The organism is Stenotrophomonas sp. Steno-Z10-BAI (assembly GCF_056393115.1).
This window is the reverse complement of sequence record NZ_JBWJOZ010000007.1, coordinates 51,987-78,725: the sequence shown is the minus strand read 5'-3', so window position 1 is coordinate 78,725 and position 26,739 is coordinate 51,987. Positions and strand designations below refer to the sequence as shown.

The 26,739-nt window shown below is 67.0% G+C and carries 21 protein-coding genes; 7 read left to right on the top strand and 14 right to left on the bottom strand.

Translation table 11 applies throughout. The features are described 5' to 3' along the window. Nucleotides 1-32 precede the first annotated feature (32 nt). From AC06E9_RS16135 to AC06E9_RS16120, 4 genes are all read right to left on the bottom strand, one after another. Nucleotides 33-851, bottom strand: a complete 819-nt coding sequence (locus AC06E9_RS16135; RefSeq protein ID WP_282264069.1) for an NAD-dependent protein deacetylase — start codon at nt 849-851, stop codon at nt 33-35. A 46-nt stretch (nt 852-897) separates the two neighbouring features. Further along, on the bottom strand, nt 898-1,311 hold the full coding sequence (locus AC06E9_RS16130) for an acyl-CoA thioesterase (protein ID WP_282264071.1): 414 nt from the start codon (nt 1,309-1,311) through the stop codon (nt 898-900). 415 nt (nt 1,312-1,726) lie between these two features. Further along, nucleotides 1,727-2,746: a ribonucleotide-diphosphate reductase subunit beta gene (locus AC06E9_RS16125; protein WP_121044332.1), complete on the bottom strand. Its 1,020-nt coding sequence runs from the start codon at nt 2,744-2,746 to the stop codon at nt 1,727-1,729. Between the two features lie 110 nt (nt 2,747-2,856). Beyond that, nucleotides 2,857-5,241: a ribonucleoside-diphosphate reductase subunit alpha gene (locus AC06E9_RS16120; RefSeq protein WP_121044335.1), complete on the bottom strand. Its 2,385-nt coding sequence runs from the start codon at nt 5,239-5,241 to the stop codon at nt 2,857-2,859. Between the two features lie 575 nt (nt 5,242-5,816). On the opposite strand from AC06E9_RS16120, the gene AC06E9_RS16115 reads away from it, so the two are divergent. Further along, entirely contained in the window at nt 5,817-6,638 is an 822-nt protein-coding gene (locus AC06E9_RS16115; RefSeq protein WP_259462222.1) for a YggN family protein, read from the top strand. Nucleotides 6,639-6,662: 24 nt separating this feature from the next. Here the strand turns inward: AC06E9_RS16115 and zapE are convergent, their stop codons facing one another. Together zapE and AC06E9_RS16105 are read right to left on the bottom strand one after the other, a co-directional pair. After that, on the bottom strand, nt 6,663-7,763 hold the full coding sequence (gene zapE, locus AC06E9_RS16110) for a cell division protein ZapE (RefSeq protein WP_121044337.1): 1,101 nt from the start codon (nt 7,761-7,763) through the stop codon (nt 6,663-6,665). After that, nucleotides 7,760-8,434 carry an alpha/beta hydrolase gene (locus tag AC06E9_RS16105; RefSeq protein WP_478056405.1) on the bottom strand — a complete coding sequence of 225 codons (675 nt, stop codon included), beginning with the start codon at nt 8,432-8,434 and terminating at the stop codon, nt 7,760-7,762. The genes zapE and AC06E9_RS16105 overlap by 4 nt, the downstream gene beginning before the upstream one ends. 56 nt (nt 8,435-8,490) lie before the next feature. Here AC06E9_RS16105 and AC06E9_RS16100 point away from each other — a divergent pair, with 56 nt between their 5' ends. Continuing rightward, on the top strand, nt 8,491-9,357 hold the full coding sequence (locus tag AC06E9_RS16100) for an EamA family transporter (RefSeq protein ID WP_282264017.1): 867 nt from the start codon (nt 8,491-8,493) through the stop codon (nt 9,355-9,357). Between the two features lie 91 nt (nt 9,358-9,448). On the opposite strand, the gene AC06E9_RS16095 is transcribed toward AC06E9_RS16100, so the two are convergent. From AC06E9_RS16095 to AC06E9_RS16085, 3 genes are all read right to left on the bottom strand, one after another. Beyond that, complete coding sequence (locus AC06E9_RS16095) at nt 9,449-10,894, bottom strand: ExeM/NucH family extracellular endonuclease (RefSeq protein WP_282262803.1); 1,446 nt, start codon at nt 10,892-10,894, stop codon at nt 9,449-9,451. Between the two features lie 94 nt (nt 10,895-10,988). Next, nucleotides 10,989-11,507, bottom strand: coding sequence for a c-type cytochrome (locus AC06E9_RS16090; RefSeq protein WP_070474313.1), 519 nt, complete (start codon nt 11,505-11,507; stop codon nt 10,989-10,991). A 114-nt stretch (nt 11,508-11,621) separates the two neighbouring features. After that, nucleotides 11,622-12,227: a TetR/AcrR family transcriptional regulator gene (locus AC06E9_RS16085; protein ID WP_121044348.1), complete on the bottom strand. Its 606-nt coding sequence runs from the start codon at nt 12,225-12,227 to the stop codon at nt 11,622-11,624. 146 nt (nt 12,228-12,373) lie between these two features. On the opposite strand from AC06E9_RS16085, the gene AC06E9_RS16080 reads away from it, so the two are divergent. From AC06E9_RS16080 to AC06E9_RS16070, 3 genes are read left to right on the top strand one after another with little or no spacing between them, the layout of a single operon-like run. Further along, on the top strand, nt 12,374-13,537 hold the full coding sequence (locus AC06E9_RS16080; RefSeq protein ID WP_102788830.1) for an isovaleryl-CoA dehydrogenase: 1,164 nt from the start codon (nt 12,374-12,376) through the stop codon (nt 13,535-13,537). Nucleotides 13,538-13,547: 10 nt separating this feature from the next. Next, nucleotides 13,548-15,158 carry a carboxyl transferase domain-containing protein gene (locus tag AC06E9_RS16075; protein WP_070426393.1) on the top strand — a complete coding sequence of 537 codons (1,611 nt, stop codon included), beginning with the start codon at nt 13,548-13,550 and terminating at the stop codon, nt 15,156-15,158. 55 nt (nt 15,159-15,213) lie between these two features. After that, nucleotides 15,214-17,196 (top strand): acetyl/propionyl/methylcrotonyl-CoA carboxylase subunit alpha, encoded by a 1,983-nt coding sequence (locus AC06E9_RS16070; RefSeq protein ID WP_152154432.1) that lies wholly within the window; start codon nt 15,214-15,216, stop codon nt 17,194-17,196. A 1-nt stretch (nt 17,197) separates the two neighbouring features. Here AC06E9_RS16070 and AC06E9_RS16065 read toward each other — a convergent pair whose 3' ends face one another. After that, entirely contained in the window at nt 17,198-18,466 is a 1,269-nt protein-coding gene (locus AC06E9_RS16065; RefSeq protein WP_478056404.1) for a putative peptide maturation dehydrogenase, read from the bottom strand. Between the two features lie 112 nt (nt 18,467-18,578). On the opposite strand from AC06E9_RS16065, the gene AC06E9_RS16060 reads away from it, so the two are divergent. Beyond that, nucleotides 18,579-18,887 (top strand): NHLP-related RiPP peptide, encoded by a 309-nt coding sequence (locus AC06E9_RS16060; RefSeq protein ID WP_070474300.1) that lies wholly within the window; start codon nt 18,579-18,581, stop codon nt 18,885-18,887. A gap of 10 nt (nt 18,888-18,897) precedes the next feature. Here the strand turns inward: AC06E9_RS16060 and AC06E9_RS16055 are convergent, their stop codons facing one another. From AC06E9_RS16055 to aceB, 4 genes are all read right to left on the bottom strand, one after another. After that, entirely contained in the window at nt 18,898-21,387 is a 2,490-nt protein-coding gene (locus AC06E9_RS16055) for a putative peptide modification system cyclase (RefSeq protein ID WP_121044361.1), read from the bottom strand. Nucleotides 21,388-21,400: 13 nt separating this feature from the next. Further along, nucleotides 21,401-22,447, bottom strand: coding sequence for a GGDEF domain-containing protein (locus AC06E9_RS16050; protein ID WP_121044364.1), 1,047 nt, complete (start codon nt 22,445-22,447; stop codon nt 21,401-21,403). Nucleotides 22,448-22,670: 223 nt separating this feature from the next. Continuing rightward, a complete protein-coding gene (aceA, locus tag AC06E9_RS16045) occupies nt 22,671-23,963 on the bottom strand; it encodes an isocitrate lyase (protein WP_121044367.1) in 1,293 nt (430 codons plus the stop codon). Between the two features lie 48 nt (nt 23,964-24,011). Then, the gene (aceB, locus tag AC06E9_RS16040) at nt 24,012-25,658 is read right to left on the bottom strand and encodes a malate synthase A (RefSeq protein ID WP_282262788.1); all 1,647 of its coding nucleotides are present in this window, start codon (nt 25,656-25,658) and stop codon (nt 24,012-24,014) included. Between the two features lie 108 nt (nt 25,659-25,766). Between aceB and AC06E9_RS16035 the strand changes: the two genes are divergently transcribed. Further along, nucleotides 25,767-26,732, top strand: coding sequence for a LysR family transcriptional regulator (locus AC06E9_RS16035; RefSeq protein WP_478056403.1), 966 nt, complete (start codon nt 25,767-25,769; stop codon nt 26,730-26,732). The last annotated feature ends 7 nt before the right edge of the window (nt 26,733-26,739 follow it).

Below are 26,739 nucleotides of genomic sequence, written 5' to 3'. Positions count from 1 at the left end.
ACCGTGCCAGTGGATCAGTGTTTCGTAGCGGCTCAGGCGGCGGCGGTTCCCGGCAGCAGGAAGGCCAGCGCCTCGGCGCAGGATTGGTCGACTTTCAGGCTCAGCAGCGCGTCGGCACGGGTGAGGCCGCGGTTGAGCGCAGCGATCGGCACCCCGGCCTGCGCGGCCGCCTGCACGAAGCGGAACCCGGAATAGACCATCAGCGAGGAGCCGACCACCAGCACCGCATCGGCCCGCTGCAGATGGTCGTGGACGGTGGCGACCCGCTCGCGCGGCACGCTTTCACCGAAGAACACCACATCCGGCTTGAGCACGCCGCCGCAGGCCGGGCAGGCCGGCACCTGGAAGGCGGAGAAATCCATCTCCAGATCGGCATCGCCATCGGGCGCCTGTGCGGCCTCCAGATGCTCCCAGTCCGGGTTGAGCGCCAGCAGCCGGTGCTGGAACGCCTCGCGCGGGGTGCGTGCTTCACAGCCCATGCAGCGCACCTGGTCCAGCCGCCCATGCAGATCGATCACCGCCTCGCTGCCCGCCCGCTGATGCAGCCGGTCCACATTCTGAGTGAGCAGCAGCTCGACCTGGCCCCGGGCTTCCAGCGCGGCGAGCGCGGCATGGGTGCCGTTCGGCTGGGCCCACCCGAACCGGGGCCAGCCCAGCAGGCTGCGCGCCCAATAACGCTGGCGGGTGGCCAGCTCGCCCATGAAGGCCTGGTAGGTGACCGGCGGCGTCCGCTTCCACTGCCCATCGGCATCGCGGTAATCCGGGATGCCCGAATCGGTGCTGCAGCCTGCGCCGGTCAGCACGAACAGGCGCTGGGCGCGGTCGATGAACTCGGCGAGGGGTGTGCTCATGATCAGCAGATGGGGGCGCAGGGACAGAGAGGCAATCGCTGGCCGCTTACGGGCCCGGGATGTCACCCGGCAGCGACGGGACGCTGGTCGGATGGCCATCGGCATCCAGCGCGATCATCACGAAGTGCCCGCGCGTGCACAGCTTGCGCTCACCGGTGTGGAGGTCTTCGGCGATCAGTTCAACCTCCACCTTCATCGAGCTGCGGCCCACTTCAACGATGCGGCCGACGGTCTCCACCATCTGGCCGATGCGGATCGGCAGCTTGAAATCGACCTGGTCCGAGCGCGCGGTGACCACGGTACGGCGGGAGTAACGGGCGGCGGCCAGGAACGCCGCCTTGTCCATCCATGCCAGTGCCTGGCCACCGAACAGGGTGCCCAGGTGATTGGTGTGGTTGGGGAACACGATCTCGGCCATGCGGACTTCGATGGGCGGGATGGCTTCAGGGATGGGGGTCATGGCGGGGGCCGGGAATGTGTGTGGGGTGGCGCGGATGATACGACAGGGGATGGTTGGGGGTCGCGTACAGCGTTCTTGGCGATACCAAGGGCTGCATTGATGGTCAGCGCACGTTGGTAATAACCGCCTTTCCAACCGCAATGGAAGATCCATGGGAAGTGACCCGGGTAGGCGAATGCAGGACCGTTGGGCCGCATGGATGCGGCCCACGAGCCTACAAGGACGTATTTACGGCGGGTCCAGCATTCGCCTGCCCGGGTCACTTCTACTCGCAGCATCCGGACGCCAACGCTCTTGCTTCAACGCTTCAACGCTTCAACGCTTCAACGCTTCAACGCTTAAGCGAGTAAAGCGGGAAACGAAAAAGCCCCGGAACATGTCCGGGGCTTTTCGAAATCACAACGTAAGCGTCAGATCAGAACGACATGTCGAACGACACTTCGCCCTTCACGCCCACCTGGTAGGCCGACGAACGACGCTCGAAGAAGTTGGTCAACTCCTGCACATCCTGCAGCTCCATGAAGCTCAGCGGATTGCGCACGTTGTACTTCTTCTCCATGCCCAGGCGATGGAAATGATTGTCCGCGCAATGCTGCAGATACTGGCGCATGTCACGCGTCGAAATGCCCGCCACACCGCCCGACAGCACGTCCTCGGCGAACTGCACTTCGCACTCGATCGCATCGGCCAGCATGTCGTAGACCTCCTGCTTCATCGCATCGTCGAACAGGTCCGGCTCTTCCTCGCGGATCACATCCACGCACTCGAAGGCGAACTCCATGTGCGCGCTCTCGTCGCGGAACACCCAGTTGGTGCCCGAGGCCAGACCGTTGAGCAGACCGCGCGAACGGAAGTAGTAGACGTAGGCGAAGGCCGCGAAGAAGAACAGGCCCTCGATGCACGCCGCGAAGCAGATCTGGTTGAGCAGGAACTGGCGACGCTCGTCACGGGTCTCGATGCGCTTCAGGTTCTGGATCGAATCGATCCACTTGAAGCAGAAGTCGGCCTTCTTCTTGATCGAATCGATGTTCTCCACCGCATCGAACGCCTTGGCGCGCTCGTCCGGATCCGGCAGGTAGTTGTCCAACAGGGTCAGGTAGAACTGCACGTGCAGCGCTTCTTCGTACAGCTGGCGCGACAGGTACATGCGCGCTTCCGGCGCATTCAGATGCTGATACAGGTTCAGCACCAGATTGTTGGACACGATCGAATCGCCGGTGGCGAAGAACGCGACCAGACGGTGAATCAGGTGGCGCTCGCCCGGCGACATCTTGCCGTGCAGGTCACTGATGTCGATCTGGAAATTGATTTCCTCGACCGTCCAGGTGTTCTTGATCGCATTGCGATACATGTCATAGAACTGCGGGTAGCGCATCGGGCGCAACGTCAGTTCAAAACCTGGATCGAGCAGCATTTGAGCAGGCTTGTCGGCCATGGTGTTTCGTCCTTCTTGGCGACTACCGACCAACGGTCGGTAGCTACCGAATGTGTGATTTTCCGTCCGTGCACCCGGCGGTGCCGGCCCGGTGGGCCGGCACGCCTTGTTTACTGGCACGCCTCGCAGCTTTCCGGGTTTTCCAGCGAGCAGGCGACGGCTTCGACCGGGGTGTAGCTGCTGACGGTCGTCTTGGCGATCTTGGTCGCCGGGCGCGAACGCAGGTAGTACGTGGTCTTGATGCCCTGCTTCCAGGCGTACATGTACATGGAGGACATCGCGCCGATGTTCGGGCTTTCCATGAACAGGTTGAGCGAGGCGGACTGGTCGATGAACGCGCCGCGGTCGGCGGCCATGTCGATCAGCGAACGCATCGGCAGTTCCCAGGCGGTGCGGTAGATGTGGCGCAGCGTTTCCGGGATCTGGGTGATGCCCTGGATCGAGCCTTCGGCCAGCTTGATCGCGTCGCGCATTTCCGGGGTCCAGTGGCCGAGCTTCTTCAGCTCGTTCACCAGGTAACGGTTGACCTGCAGGAAGTCGCCGGACAGCGTTTCGCGCTTGAACAGGTTGGACACCTGCGGCTCGACGCACTCGTAGCAACCGGCGATCGAGGCGATGGTGGCGGTCGGGGCGATCGCGATGAGCAGCGAGTTGCGCAGGCCGTGTTCCTTGATGCGCTCACGCAGGGCATCCCAACGTGCGGTGTCTTCGGGCACCACGTTCCAGGCATCGAACTGCAGCTCGCCGCTGGCCGCACGGGTGTCGGCGAAGGACGGGTGCTTGCCGCGTTCCTGGGCCAGCTCGCACGAGGTTTCCAGCGCGTGGAAGTAGATCGTTTCGGCGATCTGCTTGGACAGCGCGCGGGCTTCGGCACTGTCAAAGGCCAGACGCTTGCGGAAGAACACGTCCTGCAGGCCCATGCAGCCCAGGCCGACCGGGCGCCAGCGCAGGTTGCCGCGGCGGGCGGTTTCGATCGGGTAGAAGTTCAGGTCGATCACGCGGTCGAGCTGACGCACGGCCAGGCGCACGGTGTCGGCCAGCTTGTCGAAATCGAACTCGCCGTGGCCATCGAAATGATTGCCCAGGTTGATCGAGCCCAGGTTGCACACCGCGGTCTCTTCGGCCGAGGTGATTTCCAGGATTTCGGTGCACAGGTTGGACAGGTGGATCACGTTGCCCGGGCGCAGCGTCTGGTTGCTGGCGCGGTTGCACTTGTCCTTGAACGTCATCCAGCCGTTGCCGGTCTCGGCCAGGGTACGCATCATCCGCGAGTACAGCTTGCGTGCGGAGATGGTGCGCTGGGCCTTGCCCTGGGCTTCGGCCTGCAGGTAAGCCTGTTCGAAGGCTTCGCCGAACAGATCGGTGAACTCGGGCACCACGCTCGGATCGAACAGCGACCATTCCTGGTCGGCCTCGACGCGCTGCATGAACAGGTCGGGGATCCAGTTGGCCAGATTCAGGTTGTGCGCACGGCGCGATTCGTCGCCGGTGTTGTCACGCAGTTCGAGGAAGTCCTCGATATCGGCGTGCCAGGTTTCCAGGTACACACAGGCCGCGCCCTTGCGCTTGCCACCCTGGTTCACCGCCGCCACGGACGAATCCATGGTCTTCAGCCACGGCACGATGCCGTTGGAATGGCCGTTGGTCGATTTGATCAGCGAACCACGCGAACGCACGCGGCTGTAGCTGACGCCGATGCCGCCGCTGAACTTGGAGAGCTGGGCGATATCGCCGTACTTGGCGTAGATCGACTCCAGCGAATCCTGCGGCGAATCCAGCAGGAAGCACGAGGACAGCTGCTCGTGCGTGGTGCCGGAGTTGAACAGGGTCGGGCTGGACGGCAGGTAATCCAGGTTGCCCATGCGCTTGTACAGCGCGAGGGTTTCCGGCACGTCTTCGCTCAGCGCGCTGGCGATGCGCAGGAAGAACTGCTGCGGGGTCTCGATCACCTTGCGGGTGTGCGGATGACGCAGCAGGTAACGGTCGTACAGGGTACGCAGGCCGAAGTAATCGAAATGCAGGTCCAGCGACGGATCGATCGCGTCGTTGAGCTTGCGGGCGTTGACCTGCACGAATTCCAGCAGGCGCGCGTTGATCAGGCCCACTTCGTGGCCGCGGCCGACCGACTGCGAGAACGCATGGATTTCCTGGCCGGATACTTCCTTGGCGATGAAGTTGGCCAGCAGGCGCGCAGCGAGGCGGCCGTATTCGGGCTCTTCACCGATCAGCAGCGCCGAGGTGCGGATGGACAGTTCGTCCAGCTCCTGGGTGGTCGCGCCGTTGTACAGGCCGGAGATGGTGCGGGTCGCAACGCGCATCGGATCCACCGCATGCAGACCTTCGCAGCAGCGCTGTACAGCGCGCACGATCTTGTTCAGGTCCACCAGTTCGGTCGTGCCATTGCGCTTGGTCACGCTCATGGCGGTCGCCGTGGGCGGCGAGGTCAGCAGGAATTCGCTTTCCTTATCGATAGCTGCGCTGGTTTCGGTGCTCACGGCGTTTTCCTCTTGGCGTGATTTGGGGTGGTACAGCGGGGTCTGCCTGGCGCCGGAACCGATGCAGAGATGCTCAGGGTGGACTATCGGCGTCGCAGGAGCCGCGACCCGGGCAGGCAAGCCTGCGGGCGGTTCCCCTGCGTCACCGGTCCTCTCCCCCCGGAGAATCCTGCGACCGGCACCACACGCTGTACTTCGTGCGGTTGTCAGTAGGTCTTCAGGCCATCGGCGTGAAGGCAATACTCCCGTCGACTTGTGGTCGGCGGTACCGACGGCCACAAGATAGTGGGGGTACCAGGTGTCGTCAACGCCAAATGTAGTGAATTTCCCCAATCCCTTGCGGCGCAAGGACCGGGCCTGAAGGGCGTCCGACGAACGGTCTGGACCCGTCGAAAGCGAGTGCGCAGTCAAGGCCAAAACGTCGATGCCGGATGCGACGCAGGGTCGCGAAAAACGGAACAGCGGGCCTCACACCGCCCTAACGAATGGCCGCCGATCAGGGTGACTTCCGACCCGCGCCGGGGTGGCTGCGGGGTGCCACGCTCCGATACGCCTCCTTATATATGAACGCGACCATGCGCCTGCCCCTGACCGGCTGTCTGATGTTGGGCCTGACCGTGGCCGGTGCTGCCGCTGCCGGCGGGACCAAGGCGCCAGCGCTTTCCTCACGCCAGTGCGGGGTGAGCACGCCCTACAACGTGCTGGTGGACAGCGGCGGGATCTGGCTGCGCAACCGCGAGCAGGTGCCGGCGGAGATCTTCTTCCACGATGGCGAGCTGAACATCGATCGCCAGCCGATCCCGGTCAGCGACGCCGACGCCCAGCGCCTGCGCCAGCTCGAATGGGGCACCCGCCAGCTGGTGCCTGCCGTGGCCGGAGTGGCCGGCGAGGCCACGGACATCGCCTTGGATGCGCTGGGCGCCACGGTGGAAATCATGACCGGCAGCCGCCGCAGGGCGCGCGAGGTGGACGGGCTGCGCAAGGATGCCCACGCGTACGTCGGCCGTACCCTTGGCCGCGGGATCTGGGAGCAGGATCTGTTCGGCGAGCAGTTCGAGGCGCGCATCGAGCAGGCCGCCGAGTCGATGTCGGCCTCGCTGGCCCGCGGCGTGATGTGGACGATGCTGACCGGCGGCTCGGACCGGATCGAGGCCCGAGCCGAGCAGATGGAGGCCGACCTGGAGCGCCGCATGGAGGCGCGCGGGCAGGCGCTGGAGGCGCAGGCCCAGTCGCTGTGCACGCAGGTGCTGGCGCTGGATGCGATCCAGCAGTCGCTGGAGGTGCGCTACCAGGGCAAGCCGCTGGCGATGATGGTGATGGACCGCGACGAGGACGCAGCGGTGCCGATCGCGCACGAACTGCCGCGCGGAGATGCGTTGGTGTTGCCGCCGTTGTAGAGAGCATCCACGCCCGGCGTGGAGCTACGCGCGGTGCGGGGTGCCCAGGTACTCGGCGCTCTGCATTTCGATCAGGCGCGAGGCGGTACGTTCGAACGCGCCCTGCAGGCGGATGCCGGAATACAGCCCGACCGGTGAATCGGTCGCGGTGCAGACCAGGTTGACGTGGCGGTCGTACAGCTCGTCGATCAGGTTGACGAAGCGGCGCGCGGCATCTTCGTTGAGTGTGTCGAAGTGCGGGATGTCCCCGAGCAGCACGGTGTTGAACTCGTGCGCGATCTCGATGTAATCCGAGGGGCCACGCGGGCCTTCGCACAGCGCCTTGAAATCGAACCAGACGATGCTCTTGCCGCGGCCGCGCACCGGAATCTTGCGCGCCTCGATCTCGATGTTGCCCGCCTTGGCCGGCTGCCCACCGCTGAGCTCGGCCCAGCGGCCGGCCAGCCAGGCATCGCTGCCGGCATCGATCGGGGACTGGTACACCGGCGAGCGGGTCAGCGCGCGCATGCGGTAGTCCTCGGTGCCTTCGGCGTACAGCTCCACGCAGTAGGTCTGCAGCAGCCCGATCGCAGGCATGAAGCTGTCGCGCTGCAGGCCGTTGAGGTACAGGTTTTCCACGGCGGTATTGGAGGTGGTCACCAGGGTCACCCCCTCGGCGAACATGCGCTCGAGCAGGCGCGCCAGCAGCATTGCATCACCGATGTCGGTGACGAAGAACTCGTCCAGCACCAGCACGCGCAGTTTGCTGCGCCACTCCTGGGCGATCTTCGCCAGCGGATCGCTTTGCCCCTGGTGCTCGCGCAGGCGCTCGTGGATGCCGCGCATGAAGCGGTGGAAATGGGTGCGGTACTTCTGCTCGATCGGCAGGCCGTCATAGAACAGATCGACCAGGAAGGTCTTGCCGCGCCCCACCCCGCCCCAGAAATACAGGCCCTTGACCGGCTCGGGCTTCTTCCAGAACGCGGAGAGGCGATCCAGCCAGCCATCCTGCGCGCTGTCGACCAGCGCGAGATGGATGCGGTCCAGCTCGGCCAGGGCGGCGTGCTGGGCCGGGTCGTTCTGCCATTCGCCCCGGGCCACGCCATCGGCGTAGCGCTGCGACGGGGTCATCACGGTCTCGCTCATGCCGCGTCGGGGGCGGGGTTGGGCAGCCACTGCTTGGCGCCATGGATGAGCGCGCCGCGCAGGTCGACGATCTTGCGGTGGAAGAAATGGCTGGTATCGGGCATGCGCACCAGTTCGTGCGGTGCGTCCAGGCCGTCCAGCCAGTCATAGACCGCCTGCGGATCGACGATCTCGTCTTCCTCGCCCTGGATCACCAGCCACTGGGCCGGGGGCTGCATGCCCTCGAAGTCCCAGCGCCCGGCGGGCGGCGCGATCGAGATCAGCGTGGTCGGCTGAAGGTCGCCCGCGGCGCGCAACGAGACGTACGCACCAAAGCTGAAACCGGCCAGCCACAGGTCCTGGCCCGGCCGCTGTGCACGGACCCAGGCGGCAACGGCCTTGAGGTCGTCCTGCTCGCCCACGCCGTTGTCGAAGCTGCCGGCCGAATCGCCGACGCTGCGGAAGTTGAAGCGCACGGTGGCGATGCCCAGGTCGCGCAACGAGCGCGCGGCCATGGTCACCACCTTGTTGTGCATGCTGCCGCCCTCGGTGGACAGGGGGTGGCAGACGATCGCCACCACCGGCTGCACCGCGACATCGGCCTCGGGCAGATCAACCACGACATCCAGCGGACCGACCGGTCCGTCCAGCGTCAGCGCACCGCTTTCTTGGGGAAATGGGGGATTGTGCATGGCGTCATAATACCGTCCCTCCGCGTGCTTCACCGCCGCCCCCGCCGGATCCGTACATGCACTATCTGGTTTTCAGCGTTCTCTGCAGCGTGCTGGTGTCGGTCCTGCTGAAGCTGGCGCCGCGCCAGCGGCTGGACATGCCGCAGGTGGTGACCTGGAATTACCTGGTCGCCAGCGTGCTCAGCGCGGTGCTGCTGCAGCCCTCGCTGGCCTCGCTGCAGACCCCGCACGCGCCGTGGGCCGCCCTGCTCTGCCTGGCCGTGGCGTTGCCGGCGATCTTCCTGATGATGGCCCGCGCAGTGACCCGCGCCGGGATCGTGCGCAGCGATGTGGCCCAGCGATTGTCGCTGCTGCTTTCGCTGCTGGCTGCGTTCCTGGTGTTCGGCGAGAGCGCCAACGGCTGGAAGCTGGCCGGCCTGGGGCTGGGCCTGCTGGCGATCCTGGGGATCAGCGTGCGCCCGCGCGCCGGGGCGGCCGAGCCCTCCGGTGGGCGGGCCTGGCCGTGGCTGCTGGCGGTGTGGGTGGGCTACGCCCTGGTCGACATCCTGCTCAAGAAGGTGGCGTTGTCGGGTACGCCCTCGATGGCGGCGCTTCTGGTCAGCTTCAGCCTGGCCTTCGTGCTGATGCTCATCCTGCAGCTATGGCGCCACCTGCGCGGGATCGCCCGCCTGCAGTGGCGCAACGGGGTCGGCGGCGCCCTGCTCGGCCTGCTCAACTTCGGCAACATCCTGTTCTACGTGCGCGCCCACCAGCATCTGCCGGACAGCCCGGCGGTGGTGTTCGCCGGCATGAACATCGGCGTGGTGGTGCTGGGCGCGCTGGTGGGCATCCTCGGTTTCGGCGAGCGCACCAGTGGGTGGAACCGGGTGGGCCTGGGGTTGGCCGTCGTGGCGATCGGGTTGATCGCATGGGGCACGTGGTAACCGATTGATGCGGTGCCGGCCAGCGGCCGGCACTACCTGGGCAATGCGACGGTGACCGGGCAGACCGGCGTGCCGGCGCACCCGTGCGGTATCAGCGATCAAACCCCAGCAGCAGCGGATCGTGGTCCGAACTGCGCCACGGGCCCGCTTCGTTGCGGTCGCGGTAGCCGACATCGTCGGCTTCATCGGCATTGATGTGCCACTCCGCCGCCGCGCGCAGGCGTTTGGCCATGCCCGGGCTCAACAACGCATGGTCCAACCGGCCGGTCATGCCGTTGTAGACATAGCTGTAAGGCCGTTCGACCTTCGCCACTGCGAACGCATCCCGCCAGCCGGCCGCGTGCAGGGTGCGGATCGGGTCTTCCATCGCGTAGGCGTTGAAGTCGCCCAGCAGCACTGCATCGCGGGTGCCCGCACCGGTGGGATCGGTCGCCAGCCACTGGTCCAGCAGCGTGGCCGAGGCGACCCGGGTGGCATTCCAGCAGGCCTGGCCGTCCTTCTGATCGGCATCGGCACCGGTCGCTTCGGAGCAGCCCTTGGATTTGAAGTGATTGGCCACGACCACGAACGGCGCGCCCTTGCCCGCGCGGAAGGCCTGCGCCAGCGGCACGCGGCTGCGCTCGCCGAAGGGCTCCTTCTCCAGCACGGCGGGGGCGCCGACCGGGGTCACGCGCGTGGCGCGGTAGATGATGCCGACCCGGATCGGGTTGTCACCCGGGCCCTGCTTCGCGTCGATGAAACGCCAGTCGGCACCCTGGCCCCGGTCCGCATTGAGCGCATCGACCAGCTGAGCGATCGCCGACTGCGGGCCGTAGCCATCGTTCTCCAGTTCCATCAGCGCGGCGACATCGGCACCGAGCGCGTTGATGGTGGCGACCAGCTTGGCTTTCTGCGCCTGGTGTTCGGCAAGGGTGCGGGCGCCGCGCAGGGTCGGGTAACCGCCGCCCTGACCGTCGCCATTGAAGAAGTTCTCCAGGTTGAACGCCGCCACGTGCAGGGCACCGGCCACCACCGGTACCGCCGGGCGCTCCAGCCCGGGCAGGTTCAGGGGACGGGTCACCTGCAGGCGGGCGTTGCCTTTGGGATCGATGCGGACGATGCCTTCCACGTTGCGCAGGACCATGCCGGTGCGCAGGTTCGCCGCCGCCGGCAGGTAGGCCACCGGGCCGGGATCCCGGGCATCGCTGCCATCGTCCAGCACCAGCCGGCGACGCAGGTTGTCGGCCACCTCATGGGCGTGCTCCGGGGTGCCGGGTGCGGCCACCTCACTCGGCTGCCAGAGGCGGCCGCCGAAGGCTACGGTCAACTCACCGAAACGCGACAGGCCATCGGTACCGGCCAGGGTCAGTGGCGCGGCGATACGGACCTGCTGGCCATCCAGCGTGCGCCAGTCGGTCGGCGGCGCGGTCAGGGTGACCGTGGCCGACGTGGCCGGCGCCGGGCGCACCTGCGGCGAGGTGGCGGGCTGCGGCTGGGCGGCATGGACCGCGCCGGACAACGCCAGCGCGAGAGCGAACACGAGGGGGGTACGGCGCATCGGAAGCGGGACTCCAGGGAAGTGCGACAAGGCTAACCACATAACGTGAAACGCCGCCCTTCGGCGGCGTCGGTGGCCTGATCCGGCAAAGCCGTCATTTCAGGTTGGCGAGCATCCAATCGACCGTGGCATGGATCTGCTCCTCGGTCAGCGCCGGATTCCCGCCCTTGGGCGGCATGATGCCACCGTCCGGGCCGGTATAGCCCTCCACCGCGTGCTTGTAGAGCGTGTCCTTGCCCTGGGCAATGCGCGCATCCCAATGCCCGTGATCCAGCGTCGGCGCCTTGCCGACGCCATTGGTATGGCAGGCGGTGCAGAGGTTGTCGTAGATCACCTTGCCGTCGGTGGTACCGCCGTAGGCGACCTGCGAGGCGGCTTTGACCAGCGCGGCGGCATGGGCGGCGGCCTGCGCGGCGGCACCGGTGCTGCCGGCGTACACCGCACCGGCGGGCGCGATGCGCTGCTCGGTACGTTTGGCCGCCATCGGCGAGACTTCAGGGGGAATGCTGGTATGCAGGTAGGCCGCAAAGATGATGAGGCCGAGTGTGATGGCCATCAGCAGCGCGATGACCATGGAAAAGCGTTTCAGGAACTCGAGGTCGTAATTCCGCACTCTCTATACCCCTGGCTGGTAGTCGTTGGACCACGGCTTGTCGGCCGAGTATGACCAGCGTCGGCGGCGCTGCGCAAGCGACCGCCGGGTGTCGCAATGCAGCATCGGCGCTGCTCAGGCGCCCGCGGCACGCAGGCAGAAAACACAGATCGACTCGACCAGCGCATCTTCGTCGCCGTGCGCGTCGCGGCTCAGTGCGGTCGGGCCGACCAGCGCCTCGGTGAACGCCCCCACGATGCAGGCCGCTGCGACATGGGTGTCCTGCGGCGGGAAGGTGCCTGCCTCCACGCCATCGGCGACGATGCGCCGGAACACATCGCCGAACAGACGGCGGCAACGGATGCGCTCGGCCTCCACTTCCGGATCCACCGGCTCGGCGATGAAGGCATAGGCCAGCCCGGGCCCGGCCAGCGCGCGCCGCACGAAGGCGGTGATCGCCCGGCGCAGGCGCTCCGGCGCGGGCAGCGGCTCGGCCGCGATCGCCTCGAAGATGCGCAGCTCGTGCTCGACGGCGGCGGTGAGCACCTCCACGAACAGTTCGGCCTTGGAGGGGAAGTGCCGGTAGATCAGGCCGGTGGAGACCCCGGCTTCGGCCGCCACGGCGGTCACCGGGGCGTTGCGGTAGCCGCCGGCCGCCACCAGCACACGGGTCGCCAGCAGGATGCGTTCACGGGCGCCGGCAAGGCGTTCTTCCATCAGGGCGGAGCGTTTATAGGCCATTTGTTGATTCTATGTTCAATTTTTGAATTTGTGTTCACTTCTTTGTCGAACCCGGCTACGCTGGGGGTACATCGCCCGCGGGACGGCCCTGTCAGCCCGTCCATCCCTCCCGGCGCGTCCCATCCCTTGTTGTTGCGGAGTCGCCCATGCACGTCCCGACCATGAACTTCGATCTCGGCGAAGAGATCGACCTGCTGCGCCAGAGCGTGGCCCATTTTGCCTCCGCTGAAATCGCCCCGCTGGCGGCCCAGGCCGACGAAGAGAATCTGTTCCCCAATGCGCTGTGGCGCAAGCTTGGCGAGCAGGGCCTGCTCGGCCTGACCGTGGAAGAGGAATACGGCGGCAGCGGCATGGGCTACCTCGCGCATGTGGTGGCGATGGAAGAGATCTCGCGCGCCTCCGGTGCCATCGCGTTGTCCTACGGTGCGCACTCGAACCTGTGCGTGAACCAGCTGCGCAAGAACGGCAACGAAGAGCAGAAAAAGCGCTACCTGCCCGGCCTGTGCAGCGGCGAGCTGGTCGGCGCGCTGGCGATGAGCGAACCGGGCGCCGGCTCGGACGTGGTGTCGATGAAGCTGCGCGCGGACAAGCGCGGTGATCACTACGTGCTCAACGGCAACAAGATGTGGATCACCAACGGCCCGGATGCCGATGTGCTGGTGGTCTATGCCAAGACCGATCCGGATGGCGGCGCCAAGGGCATCACCGCGTTCCTGATCGAAAAGGGCATGAAGGGCTTCTCCACGGCGCAGAAGCTGGACAAGCTCGGCATGCGCGGCTCCAACACCTGCGAGCTGGTCTTCCAGGATTGCGAAGTGCCCGAAGCCAACGTGCTTGGCGTGGTCGGCGGTGGCGTCAAGGTGCTGATGTCCGGTCTGGACTATGAGCGCGTGGTGCTTTCCGGCGGCCCGCTCGGGCTGATGGCGGCCGCGATGGATGTGGTGATGCCGTACGTGCACGAGCGCAAGCAGTTCGGCGAGGCGATCGGCACCTTCCAGCTGATCCAGGCCAAGCTGGCCGACATGTATGTGGGCCTCAACGCCTGCCGTGCCTATGTCTACGCGGTGGCACGCGCCTGCGACCAGGGCCGCACCACGCGCCAGGACGCAGCCGGCGCGATCCTGTATTCGGCCGAGAAGGCCACCTGGCTGACCGGCCAGGCGATCCAGATCCTGGGCGGCAACGGCTATATCAACGAGTACCCGACCGGACGGTTGTGGCGCGATGCCAAGCTGTATGAAATCGGCGCCGGCACCTCGGAGATCCGCCGCATGCTGATCGGCCGCGAACTGTTCCAGCGCACCAAGTAAGGGCCCTGCCATGACCGTATTGAGCACCCAGCTGCAACCGGGCAGCGACACCTTCGAGGCCAACCGCGCCGCGCTGCAGGCGGTGGTCGACGACCTGCGCGCTACCCTGGCGCAGACCGCGCTGGGCGGCAGCGAAGCGGCGCGCGCCAAGCACACCGCACGCGGCAAGCTGCTGGTGCGTGACCGCATCGATGCCCTGCTCGACCCGGGCAGCGCCTTCCTGGAAATCGCCCCGCTGGCCGCGCACGGCATGTATGGCGACCCGATCCCCAGCGCCGGCGTGGTTGCCGGCATCGGCCGGGTCTCGGGCGTGGAATGCGTGATCGTGGCCAACGATGCCACGGTCAAGGGTGGCACCTACTACCCGATGACGGTCAAGAAGCACCTGCGCGCGCAGGAAGTGGCCGAGCAGAACCGCCTGCCCTGCATCTACCTGGTGGATTCGGGCGGTGCGTTCCTGCCGCTGCAGGACGAGGTGTTCCCGGACCGCGACCATTTCGGCCGGATCTTCTACAACCAGGCCAACCTGTCCGCGCAGGGCATCCCGCAGATCGCCTGCGTGATGGGCAGCTGCACCGCAGGTGGCGCCTACGTGCCGGCGATGAGCGATGAAACGGTGATCGTGCGCGAGCAGGGCACCATCTTCCTCGGCGGCCCGCCGCTGGTGAAAGCGGCCACCGGTGAAGTGGTCACCGCCGAAGAACTGGGCGGTGCCGATGTGCACACGCGCATCTCCGGCGTGGCCGACCACATGGCCGACAACGACCTGCAGGCGCTGGCCCGGGTCCGCGCGATCATCGCCCAGCTCAACTGGCGCAAGCCCGAGCCGGCGCTGGCGGTGCAGGCCCCGGTGGAACCGCGGCATCCGGCCCACGAGCTGTATGGCGTGATCCCGGCCGACACGCGCAAGCCCTACGACGTGCGCGAAGTGATCCTGCGCCTGGTCGACGATTCGCGCTTTGATGAGTTCAAGCCGCGCTACGGCAACACCCTGGTCACCGGCTTCGCGCACCTGCACGGCTACCCGGTGGGCATCATCGCCAACAACGGCATCCTGTTCTCCGAGTCCGCGCTGAAGGGCGCGCACTTCATCGAACTGTGCACGCAGCGCGGCATTCCGCTGGTGTTCCTGCAGAACATCACCGGCTTCATGGTTGGCCGCAAGTACGAGCACGGCGGCATCGCCAAGGACGGGGCCAAGCTGGTCATGGCCGTGGCCTGCGCCAAGGTGCCCAAGTTCACCGTGGTGATCGGCGGCTCGTTCGGTGCCGGCAACTACGGCATGTGCGGCCGCGCCTACTCGCCCAACTTCCTGTGGATGTGGCCGAACGCGCGCATCGGCGTGATGGGCGGCGAGCAGGCCGCCAGCGTGCTGGCCACGGTCAAACGCGATGGCATCGAAGCCAAGGGCGGGCAGTGGTCGGCCGAGGAAGAAGACGGCTTCAAGTCGCCGATCCGCGCGCAGTTCGAATCGCAGGGCCACCCGTACTACGCCAGCGCCCGCCTCTGGGATGACGGCGTGATCGACCCGGCCGACACCCGTCGTGTGCTGGGCCTGGCGCTGTCGGCCAGCCTCAACGCCCCGGCGAAGAAGACCGACTTCGGCGTGTTCCGCATGTAATGCACGGGCGGTGCCGCCTGGCACCGCCGCCCCTGGCCCGCGCAACGAGACCACCATGTTCACCAAGATCCTGATCGCCAACCGTGGCGAAATCGCCTGCCGCGTCATCGCTACCTGCCAGCGCCTGGGCATCGCCACCGTGGCGGTGTACTCCGACGCCGACCGCAACGCGCGCCACGTGCGCCTGGCCGACGAGGCCATCGCGATCGGCCCGGCGCCGGCGCGCGAGAGCTACCTGCGCGGCGATGCCATCCTGGAGGCCGCCCGCCGCACCGGCGCGCAGGCGATCCATCCCGGCTACGGCTTCCTCTCGGAGAATGCCGGTTTCGCGCAGGCCTGCGCCGAGGCCGGCATCGTGTTCATCGGCCCCTCTGCGGCGGCAATCCGCGCGATGGGCGACAAGAGCGCGGCCAAGGCGCTGATGCAGCAGGCCGGCGTGCCGCTGACCCCGGGCTACCACGGCGACGAGCAGATCCCCGAGTTCCTGCGCAAGCAGGCCGACAGCATCGGCTACCCGGTGTTGATCAAGGCCAGCGCCGGCGGCGGTGGCAAGGGCATGCGCCGCGTGGATGACAGCGCGACCTTCACCGAGGCGCTGGCCAGCTGCCAGCGTGAAGCGCAGTCCGCGTTCGGCAACGCACACGTGCTGGTCGAGAAGTATGTGGAGCGTCCGCGCCACATCGAGATCCAGGTGTTCGGCGACAGCCACGGCAACGTGGTGTACCTGTTCGAGCGCGACTGCTCGGTGCAGCGCCGCCATCAGAAGGTGCTCGAAGAAGCGCCTGCGCCCGGCATGACGCCCGAGCGCCGCGCCGCGATGGGCAAGGCGGCCGTCGATGCCGCGCGCGCGGTCAACTACGTCGGCGCGGGCACGGTGGAGTTCATCGCCGGCCCGGATGGCGATTTCTACTTCATGGAAATGAACACCCGCCTGCAGGTGGAGCACCCGGTCACCGAGTGCATCACCGGCACCGACCTGGTGGAATGGCAGCTGCGCGTGGCCAGCGGTGAACCGCTGCCGCTGCAGCAGGATCAACTGCAGATCCGCGGGCACGCACTGGAAGCCCGCCTGTACGCCGAAGACGCCGACCGCGGTTTCCTGCCCTCCACCGGCACCCTGCGCCACCTGCGCCTGCCGGCCAACACCGCGCACGTGCGCGTGGATGCCGGTGTCGAGCAGGGCGATGCGATCACCCCGTTCTACGACCCGATGATCGCCAAGCTGATCGTCTGGGATGTCGACCGCGACGCCGCGCTGCGCCGCATGCAGCAGGCGCTGGCCGAGTGCGAAGTGGTCGGCGTGACCACCAATGCCGCCTTCCTGCGCCGGCTGGTGATGACCGATTCGTTTACCCAGGCCAAGCTGGACACCGCGCTGATCGAGCGCGAGCAGGCCGCACTGGCCCCCAACGACGACGACAGTGATCCGGCGCTGTGGGCGCTGGCCGCGATTGCCGGCGTGGCCACCAGCGAAGCCGCCAGCCGTGATGCGCGTGACCCGCACTCGCCGTGGCAGGCCCAGGATGGCTGGCGCCTTGGTGCGGCCGCCGCACGCGCGCTGACGCTGGAGCACCGGGGTGCACAGCGCAGCGTGGCCGTGCAGGGCGCGGGCGGACAGTGGACCGTCCACATGGATGGCAACGCGCTGCAGGGCAGCGGCCGCCTGGCCGGTGATGCGCTGCGCGTGCAGATCGGCGAGCAGCTGCATCGCGCCACCGTCATCCGCGACGGCAATGAGCTGTACCTGTTCGGCAGCGAGGGCGTGCAGCGCTTCACCCTGCATGATCCGGTCAGCGAAGCGGACCAGTCCGTCGCCGATGCCGGCAGCCTGGTCGCGCCGATGCCGGGCCGTATCGTGGCCACACTCGTGTCACCGGGCACGGCGGTCAAACGCGGCGCACCGCTGCTGGTGCTGGAAGCGATGAAGATGGAGCACACGCTGCAGGCACCGGCCGATGGCACCGTGCAGGGTTACCGGGTCAAAGCCGGGGATCAGGTGGGTGATGGGGCCGTGCTGGTGGATTTCGAGGCGGGGTGAGTCACCCGGTTGGCGGCTCGGCAGTGAGTACCGGCGTCCACACCTGGCCGCCGGGGTCGAACTCAGAGGTCGACATCTGCTGTGCCCGCCAGCCTACGCCACACACGGCGAGCGGGCTGAGCTGCATGGGATCCATGCCGAGCACCTGCTCGATATCCTGTTCGTTGATCGCGGCCGTAACAAAGGCCCCCAGGCCCTGTTCGGTCGCGCAGGTCAGCAGCAGCTGCGAGATGTGGCCAACATCCAGGATCACCGCGCGGTAGGCCTTGGGATGGTGGCGGTACTTCCAGTAGGTGCGCGCGAACCGGGGGGCCAGCACGATCAGCACCGGCGCATCGGCAAACCAGTGTTGGCCGGCGGTGAACAACACCGCCAGCTCTGCCATGGACCGCGCATCGGAAGGCAGGGCGGACACGCCGTGCGAGGCAGGATCGTAGTGATACAGACCCGCCTGGAGGCCCTCGACATGCTGCACCAGCAGATACGCTTCAGTGGGATGCAGGCCCCCGGCGGACGGTACGTTCTTTTTGAGAAACACCGCGTCTTCTTCGACCACCTGCCGTCCTGTTTCAGCCAGGGTGCGCTGCAGCAGTCGTGATAGCTCGGCCAGCGGCAGTGGCTGCGCCGTATCGAAGTTGCGGCAGGTGCTGCGCTCGCGCAGGCTGCGGTCGAACGCTTCCTCGGGCTGGCGTGGCAGGCGGCGAGGTTCTCCTGCGTGGGAAGCCAACGCGGGCGGTGGCGGCCCAAGGTGTGCACGCAGCCCCGCCGCTGTGTGCAGTCCCGCCGATTCCAGGGCTTTCACGCTGTCCTGGCCCTGCCAGCGGCCCTGCCAATGGAGCATCGCGGCAGGTCCCCACCACGGCACCTGCCGCAGCTGCGCTTCACGTTCAGCCAACGCGTCGCGATCTGCTCCCTGTGCCTGGACCAGCCCATGCGCCAGCAGGTAGCGCAGATCGCTGTCATCTTCCCCGGCGGGCCGTGGCTCCCATCGCTCCGGGTCGAGACGTCCCAGCAGCAGCACCTGTGACTCATTGAGCTCGACCGGCGCCGGCAGGTGCGGTGCCAGCGCCGTCCAGACACTGCGCAGGGTCATGCCCGTACCACCGGATACCAGCGCGCGCAGATCGAAGGAGGTCTGCTGTCGGGGCTCGAGGTAGAGGGTGCGGCATCGGCGCAGGTGGAGGGTATCGTGCATGGGCAGCCAGAAAGGGAAGCATCGCGTGTTCCAGTGTGTCGGCCGGGATCGCCAAAGATGAAGGCCGATGATCATCGGGCGACTCAAGCGCTTCACGCGCCGGCCGCTATCGATCGCGGCTGTAACGTCACACCCCGGCCTGCGCGTACGCCCCCTCCTTCCCTCCGCTATCTCCGAGACATCCCACATGACCAGCACTTCTCCGCCGCTTTCCTCCAACGATGCCGTACAGCTGCTGGATCTGCTCAGCAGCGACGATGCGTTCCGTACCCTGTTCCAGGCCGATCCCGCTGCCGCGCTGGCGACCATCAGCGCCGAGGCGGGCGCGGCATCGTGCGACTGCGAATCAGGCGGTCCGCTGGCCAGCAAGGAAGAATTCCAGGCCGCTCGCACGCGCCTGCTTGCCCACCTGACCGCCACCAGCTCCTTCAGCTTCCCGCACTGTTTCGTCAGCGGTGACATCGACTCACAACTGCAGCGCAAGCCGCAGCCCTGAGGTCTGGCGGTTACTGCAACGACGTCGCGTCCAGACGTCGTTGCGCGGCCCGGCTGTCATGGACATTCAGCGCCTGCAGGAGATAGGAACCGGCGTTTTCCGCGTAGGCCCTGCCGCGTTGTGTCGCCAGCCAGCGTTGCTCGGCGGCGGCAGCCACCTGGTCCCCGGCGGCCACCAGGCTGTCCTGCAGGGCGACGTGGACCTGGAACAACTCGCTGCCGTCGATGAGCGCGCGCAAGCGCTGCACCGATTGCGCAGCCCGGCCATCCACGCGATCCTGGTTGGCCACCAGCACCGCCACCATCTGCGTTCCACGCGGGTCATCCAGTGCCTTGGCAAGTCGCTGCAGATGCGGCAACTGGCGACGTGCCACGTCATAGAGCTCGGCGCGTTGCGCGAGATAGGCCGAGGCAGCGGCCATGTACAGCCACTCTCCCCGCTCACCTGCCGCAGGATCGGCCGCCTGCGCGATCATGGTGGCGATAAGCTGCTCATATTCGTGTGCGCCGGCCTTTCGCACGGCAATGCTGGCCAGCGAAAGCGACTGCGCCTGGAACATTCCGCAGATCCGCGCATTGTCACCACAGTGGCGCAGGGCACCTGCATTGGCCCGCAGTGCCGCCGCCGGCTCGCCCGCGTCCAGCGCGACGGCGGTGCCCTCCAGGTGCATGGCAAGATCATCCTCCCGAGCGGCGGCAAGCATGCGCTGGGCGCCCACCAGGTCGCCATGAGCGGCGAGCGCGGCGACCATGTGGCGGTTCACTGACCATTGACCGATCCGTGCGGATTGACGATAGCTGCGCAGTGCCGCATCGGCGTGATTCTGCGCCAGCTCGGCGCGACCGAGCGCCTGCAACGCCATGGCCTGCAACGGGTTCTGTGCGACAGCGGCCTTGCGTGCAGCCTGCTCGGACTCGCTATACCGCCCCACGCTCAGCATGGACCAGGCGTAGTTGGCATGGGCGCCGTGGTAATCGGGATAGAGATCGCCCAAGAGCTTCCACTTTTCGGCCGTGGCGAGTGTTCCGGCGCCGTTGAGATCGGCATCCCAGGCGTCCATGTACAGCCGATCCCGCCCTGACAAGCGACCGGCAGCGCGTTTTGCCGCGGCCAGCGATTGCCGGGCCCCTTCGGGATTGCCCCGGCCCCACTGGATGCGCAGCTGTGCCAGGTAGGCGAACGCGAAGTCCGGATCGAAACGCACCGCCTGCCCGAAAAACCGCTGCGCGTCGTCATAGCGTCCATCGCCGTATGCTTTGACGCCCATCGCGTAGGCATGCAGCGCATCCAGGCTGGCCGTCGCCACCTTGGGCAGGGGCATCGAGTCCCGCGAGATGTCATGCATGGCCTCGCCGAGCTCGGCGCGCATCTGAGCCACGACGTCATCGGTGGATCCCAGCAGGGATTCCATGCCGCGGCCATCGGCATGGTCGGACCACGCCGTATTGCCGGTGTTGGGATCGATCAGTTCCAGTGAAACACGCAGCCGCCCATGCACTTCGGCCACGGTGGGTACGATCACGGCTCTGGCACCCTCACGCAGCGCGACCTCGATCGCCGCGTCGCGGTCCAGCGCTCCACCTTCGCGACGCATCCGCTCCAGCGTTTCCTGCACCTTCATGTCGCTGAGCACATTGACGTAACGCGACTGCTCCAGAGAAATGCGGAACGCCTGTTGAAGACTGTCGTCCAGCAGTGCATTGCCGGTCAGGTTATGGAGGTTGCCCAGTACCACCCAATCCCGTTCGCCGAAGGCAATGGCCGGCGTCGGGCGTAGAAAGGCCCAGGTGCCGAAGACCATGCCTGCCACCAGCGCCACCTCGGCCAGCAGTGTCATCGGCCGGCGCCACAGCGGCACGGCACGGCGGGCCTTGGGGCTGCCGCGTGGGGCACGCAGCGGCGCAAACTCCCGTTCACCCACTTCATGGATGTCCTGGCGACCGGGCATGCCCTTGAACCGCCAGCCGCCGTGCGATTTCCACACCAGTCGCTCGCCACGCTCCCCCAGCTCGCCCACCGCGCGATGGGTCAGCGATTCGGCCACGGCCGAGAGCAGGATCTGCCCGGGCCGGGCAAGGGCCATCAGGCGCGCGGCCATCGGCTTGGCCAGGCCCTCGACCTCCAGCGATTTGGCCCCAACCTTGATCGCCTCGGGGCTGTTTTCCCAGGTCAGCACTTCGCCGACGTGCAGGCCCGCGCGGGCGCGCAGCACGATGTCACGCTGCTTGCCGATCTCCATCAGGCCGCGCTGGTAATCCAGCGCAAAGCCGAGACCATCGATGGCGCGCTCGAACAACAGCAGCAGGCCATCGGAACGATCGATCAGGCGACCATTCCACTGTTGCTGCAACACCAGCACCAGCCGGTCATGCGCCTGGAACAGCTCGGCCGCCGCCGCATCGCCGATGCGCTCGACCAGGATCAACGAGTCGCACAGATCGGTGAACAGCAGCGCCCGCATCTGCGGGGCCTGGGTCGACGTTCCGTTGTCGCCGTTCATGCCGATCTCCCGATCAGGGTGTGGCGGTCGCTGATCGCGACCAGTGCAATCGGTTGCCGCCCAGCCGTTTGGCCTGGTACAGCGCATTGTCGGCGCGGGCGTACCACTCGCTCCAGTCGGTCTGCGGGTCGATCAGACAGACCCCGATGCTGACCGGGCACACATGCGGCACGCCATGCGCACGGCCGATCAGGCCATGCACCGCGCTGAGAATGAACTCGGCGGCGTGCTGCAGGCTGTCCTGGTCGGCGCTGCGCAGCAGCAGGCAGAATTCGTCGCCGCCCAGCCGGCAGGCCACGTCCGGCTCGGTGGCCACCGAGCGCAGGATGTTGGCCACGCTCTGCAGCACGCGGTCGCCGGCCTGGTGGCCGTGCACATCGTTGACCTGCTTGAACTGGTCGCAGTCGATCAGCAGCAGGCCCTGCGGCGCGCTGTTCTCCTGCGCACGGCAGTCCTGCAGGTAGAGCGCGAGGCCACGCCGGTTGTGCAGGCCGGTCAGCTCGTCGGTGCGCACCAGCTCGCGGGTGTGGGTGAGCTGGTGAGTGGTGACGTAGAGGTTGTCCAGCGCGGTTTCGAGATCGTGGTTGCGGCGGCGCAGCTGGCGGATCAACACCTGCTCGTTGCTCACCACCCGCATGATCGTGCGGCGCAGGAAGTAGGCCAGCAGACCAGGGTCGCGGTCGACCAGACGCTGGAAATCGTCGTGGTCCAGTTCCAGCACGATACTGTCCTCGACCGCACGCGCGCCGGCCGTGCGCTGGTGGTCGCCGATCAGCAGGCCCAGCTCGCCGAAGAATTCATTGGGACCGAGCGACTTCACGACGAGGTCTTCGCCGAAGTCCAGTTCGATGCAGCCGCTGACGATCACGTACATCGTGCTGCCGGCGTGGCCGCGATGGAACAGATGGGTGCCTGAGGGCAGCTTGCGTTGCCGGCCGAATTCGGAGAACAATGCGGACTCGCCGTTGCTCAGGATGGCGTGCACGATCTCAGCCATCGCCTTGCGGTCGATGTCTGGTTCCTGTTCGCACATGATCGCCGCCGCACCCTTGCCGGTCATTTCCGAACACCCGCTTTCCAGCGTCCCCCTGGTGAGCGAAGGAGGATAGCACTCCTCAAAACTGTGCGCCCTATCCCATTTCCGACTTTTACCCCCCAAGATCGTGAAAACACGCGCGTTCTACCGCGTGTGACGATGTGAAGAGCCGGGTCCGGAGACGACACAGGGCGGCAGGTCCCCCGACCGGCCGCCCTGATGGCCTTCCCTGGCCGCCCTTGCCGGGTCAGGCCGCGCGTTCGGCGTTGAACTGCTCTTCCTCGGTGGACCCGGTCAGGGCGGTGGTCGAGGACTGGCCCTGCTGGATCGCCTGGGTCACCGCGTCGAAGTAGCCGGTGCCGACCTCACGCTGGTGCTTGACCGCGGTGAAGCCCCGGTCGGCCGCGGCGAACTCGGCCTCCTGCAGCTCCACGAAGGCGCTCATCTGGCGGCGGGCATAGCCGTGGGCCAGGTTGAACATCGAGTAGTTCAGGGCGTGGAAGCCGGCCAGGGTGATGAACTGGAACTTGTAGCCGTATTTGGCGATCTCCTTCTGGAAGGTCGCGATGGTGGCGTCGTCCAGGTTCTTCTTCCAGTTGAAGCTGGGCGAGCAGTTGTAGGCCAGCAGCTTGCCCGGGAATTTGGCGTGGATCGCTTCGGCGAACTTGCGCGCGAACTCCAGGTCCGGCTTGCCGGTCTCGCACCAGATCAGGTCGGCGTAGGGCGCATAGGCCAGGCCGCGGCTGATCGCCTGCTCCAGGCCGTTGCGGGTCTTGTAGAAGCCTTCCACGGTGCGCTCGCCGGTGGTGAACGGCTGGTCGTTGCCATCCACATCGCTGGTCAGCAGGTCGGCGGCCTCGGCATCGGTACGCGCCACCAGCAGGGTCGGCACGCCCATCACGTCGGCGGCCAGGCGGGCGGCGTTGAGCTTTTCGATCGCCTCGCGGGTCGGCACCAGCACCTTGCCGCCCATGTGCCCGCACTTCTTCACCGAGGCCAGCTGATCCTCGAAGTGCACGCCCGCCGCGCCGGCCTCGATCATCGCCTTCATCAGTTCGAAGGCGTTGAGCACGCCGCCGAAACCGGCTTCGGCATCGGCCACGATCGGCTGCAGGAAGTCGATGTCATCCTTGCCTTCGGCATGGTGCAGCTGATCGGCGCGCAGCAGGGTGTTGTTGATGCGCTTGACCACCGCCGGCACCGAGTCGGCCGGGTACAGCGACTGGTCCGGGTACATCTGGCCGGCCAGGTTGGCATCGGCGGCGACCTGCCAGCCAGACAGGTAGATCGCGTTCAGGCCGGCCTTGACCTGCTGCATGGCCTGGTTGCCGGTCAGCGCGCCGAGCGCGTTGACGAAGTCCTTTTCCTGCAGGTATGTCCACAGCTTCTCCGCGCCCAGCCGCGCCAGCGAGTGCTCCACGTGCACGGTGCCACGCAGGCGCACCACATCGGCGGCGGTGTAGTTGCGGGTGATCCCGGCCCAGCGCGGGTCGGTGTTCCAAGCGTGCTGGATCTGTTCGGCGGTCTGCAGGGTGCTCATGTCGAATCTCCAAAGGGAACGGATGCGGTAACAGCAGGTGGATGGCGGTCAGTCGAGACGGTCGTAGGCGGGCAGGGTCAGGAAGTCGGTGAGCTCCTCGCGGCGGCTGAGCGCGGCCAGCAGCGCGATGGACTCGGGGATGCGGGCGCTGCCCGGCAGCGCGGTGGTGTCACCCAGCCGCGCAGGCAGCTGGGCCAGGGTGGCGTCGAGCAGGGCCAGGTCGATGGCGGTGCCGTCGTCCAGGTGCTGGCCGGGGGTATGCAGCCACTGCCACAGCTGGCTGCGGCTGATCTCGGCGGTGGCCGCGTCCTCCATCAGGTGGTGGATCGGCACGCAGCCGTTGCCGTCCAGCCAGGCGGCCAGGTAGCGCACGCAGACCTCCACGTTGCCCTCGAAACCGGCGCGGGTGATGGTGCCGGTGGGCGCGGCGATCAGGTCATCGCGGGCCACCTGCACATCGTTGCGCAGCACGCGGTGCTGGTTCGGCCCGGGCATGTGTTCGTCGAAGATCGCCTGCGCGACCGGGATCAGCGCGGGGTGGGCGACCCAGGTGCCGTCATGGCCGGCGGTGACTTCGCGCAGCTTGTCCGCCCGCACCCGCGCCATCGCCTGCTCGTTGGCGGCCGCGTCGTGGTTGATCGGAATCTGCGCGGCCATGCCGCCCATCGCATGTGCGCCGCGGCGGTGGCAGGTGCGGATCAGCAGCTCCGAATAGGCCTTCAGGAACGGCTGGGTCATCGTCACCTGGCCGCGCTCGGGCAGCACCTTGTCGGGGTGGCGGCGGAAGGTCTTGATGTAGGAAAAAATGTAATCCCAGCGGCCACAGTTCAGGCCGACGATGCGATCGCGCAGCGCATGCAGGATCTCGTCCATCTCGAACACCGCCGGCAGCGTTTCGATCAGCACGGTGACCTTGATCTGCCCATGCGGCAGGCCGAGCATGCCCTCGATGTGCGACAGCGCGGTCTCCCACAGCGCCGCCTCTTCCATGCTCTGCAGCTTGGGCAGGTAGAAGTACGGGCCACGCTGCCTGCACATCAGCGTGCGGGCATTGTGGAAGGCGAAGACCGCCGCATCGAACAGGCCACCGGCGATCGGCTGGCCATCGATGCGCACGTGCTTTTCATCCAGGTGCCAGCCCCGCGGGCGCACGATCAGCACGGCCTGCTCGTTGAACGGTCGCAGCGTGTACTGCTTGCCCGGCTTCCCATCGACGGACGGCCCGGTGTGGGTCAGATCGCCACGCACCGCGCCGATCAGTGCCTGCTGGCCGGCCAGCAGGTTGCGCCAGGCCGGGGCGGTGGAATCCTCGAAGTCGGCCATGAACACCTTGGCGCCGGAGTTCAGCGCGTTGATGACCATCTTCGGGTCGGTCGGGCCGGTGATCTCCACCCGGCGGTCCTGCAGCGCCTCCGGCAGCGGGGCGACGTGCCAGTCGCCGGCGCGGATCTCCGCGGTATCGGCACGGAAGTCCGGCAGGCCGCCGCCATCGAAGAAGGCCTGGCGCGCGACCCGTGCCTGCAGCCGGCGCTGACGCTCCGGCTCCACCGCCCGGTGCAGCGACACCAACAGCGCCAGTACCCCCGCCGGCAGCAGCGCGGACTGGCCGGCCAGCTGGGTGGTGAGGGCAATGCCGGGGGTGGCCGGTGCATCGGCGGGGGTGGGCTGGGCGGTGGCATAAGCGACGGCGGACATGGCGGACTCCTGCGGTGCGGTTGATCTCCACCGTGCGCCGCCGCGCCGATATTTGACAAAGCAGTTATTGCAATGGCTTACATAAGGTGTGCTTATACTCATCACGTCATGACCAGGCCCCGCACGCCAAGTCCCCGGTTTTCCTACAAATCCGATCGGCTCAAGCCGCTCCGGGCGTTCTGCCAGACCGTCCGCCTCGGCTCAGTCTCACGGGCGGCTGAGGCGCTGTTCGTCAGTCAACCGGCCATCAGCCAGCAGTTGCAGGCCCTGGAGCGCGAACTCGGGGTCAACCTGTTCGAGCGCAGCGGCCGCCGCCTGGTGCCCAGCCGCGAAGGTCAGCTGCTGTACGAGATGGCGCTGCCGCTGGTGGAGAACCTGGACGGGCTGGAGGCCAGCTTCCGTGACAAGGTGAAGGGGCTGGATGCCGGCGAGCTCAACATCGCGGCCAACAGCTCGACCATCCTGTACCTGCTGCCGCGCATCGTGGAGCGCTTCCGCCAGCGCCACCCGGATGTCCGCCTGACCCTGCACAACGCGATCAGCGCCGACGGTACCGACCTGCTGCGCAGCGATGCGGCGGACCTGGCGGTGGGCTCGATGACCGACGTGCCGGCCGACCTCAGCTACGCCCCGGCCTACCGCTTCGAGCAGGTGCTGATCGCCCCGCCCGATCATCCGCTGGCGCATGGCGAACTGAGCCTGGAGGCGATCTCGCAGTACCCGCTGGTGCTGCCGCCCAAACGCCAGATCACCTACCGGCTGGTGGACCAGGTCTTCCAACGGCATCGACTGCCCTACAGCGTGGCGCTGGAAGTGGGCGGCTGGGAAGTGATCAAGCAGTACGTGGCGATGGGCATGGGCATCTCCATTGTGCCGGCGCTCTGCCTCCACGATGCCGACCGCGAGAAGCTGGTGACGCGCTCGATGAGTGCGTGGTTCCCGGAGCGCAGTTATGGGGTGATCGTGCGGCGCGGGCGGTTTCTTTCACCGCAGGCGCGGGCGTTCATCGAGCTGATCCAGCCGGATCTGTTCAGTCCGCGCAGCTATGATGAAAGTGGTCATTCCGAGCGCTGACACACGC